The sequence below is a fragment of the Yersinia sp. 2542 StPb PI genome, assembly GCF_048593855.1.
GTDB lineage: Bacteria > Pseudomonadota > Gammaproteobacteria > Enterobacterales > Enterobacteriaceae > Yersinia > Yersinia enterocolitica_E.
In genome coordinates, this window is record NZ_JAZGQA010000419.1 from 1 (window position 1) to 1,065 (window position 1,065).

Below are 1,065 nucleotides of genomic sequence, written 5' to 3' on the forward strand. Positions count from 1 at the left end.
TGATTTCAGTGACTGAATATCAATCAACCGTAGGTAAACTGGATCGAATATCATATTCGCTTGCCGGAATAATTCGGGAAAGGAATAGGCTATATTCTGACGACGAAACGCTAACTCAAAATAATGTTAATGATTTAACAACTCTGGCGAGAAATATGCTATTAACCTCGGGTATATCCAGTAATGATTTCGCAATAACAGTTGAAACATTACATTTTAATCCCACTGAATCAGCAGCGCCTGGTAATAAGATTATTAATGATACTAAGAGTGAAGAGTTTAGCGTCGGTACTTGTCGTCCCATTAGGTTGTTGCGTGACATGGCCGATTTATCACCTTTCAGTAATCGTGGCCGATGGGTGCCACTGTACCAGGTGACCTTATGTTTACCTGCCCCCACAGGGTATCAAGCGTTGTTTAGCCAGATAGAAACCATCCCTATATTAAGGTCATCAGCGGTAACTATCGAGCGTTAATCCTGGCGAGGATGAGCTTATTTATAAAACAGAGGCTATTTATGATAAAAAATAGATTTACTCACGTTAAAGTACGACTATTGGTGTCATTGATAAAGAATGAGCAGGGGGCTATCTTATTGCCTTTTATTATATTTTTGCCCCTGGTTATTGGGCTAATATTTTTTTCTTTTGAGCTAACTCATTTTTTACAAAAAAAAGCTAAACTCTCAGATGCAATGGAGCAAGCAACATTAGCACTGACCGTAGAAAATAATAATAGCATTCCGAGTGTAACTCAAATAGCGCAGAATGAAGCCGTAGTGAGTTCTTATGCTCATGCTTACCTGCCAGCAGAAATATTTTCAGTACCCACTATCGATATAATCAATAATAATGACAGGATTGAATATGCGGCTGAGATCAATATGAGCTACTCCGCCCAATTTTTATCTAACAATTCGTTAACCAATTTAGGTGCAATGATAAGTGCAACAGATAGGGGAACGGCACGAAAAAACATAATCAGTGCGCCGATAGAGAAAATAGATGTGGTTTTTGTTGTAGATTATTCCACTTCAATGGATGAGTCATTTAATAATGGAGAATC

At 38.1% G+C, this 1,065-nt stretch carries 2 protein-coding genes; both read left to right on the forward strand.

Annotation, left to right across the window (positions count from 1 at the left end; all coding sequences use genetic code 11):
• Positions 1–476: tight adherence pilus pseudopilin TadF (gene tadF, locus V1952_RS22035; RefSeq protein WP_420075575.1), on the forward strand; the 476-nt coding region annotated here is incomplete at its 5' end.
• A 41-nt stretch (positions 477–517) separates the two neighbouring features.
• A partial coding sequence (locus V1952_RS22040) for a TadE/TadG family type IV pilus assembly protein (RefSeq protein WP_420075576.1) occupies positions 518–1,065 on the forward strand: 548 nt, incomplete at its 3' end.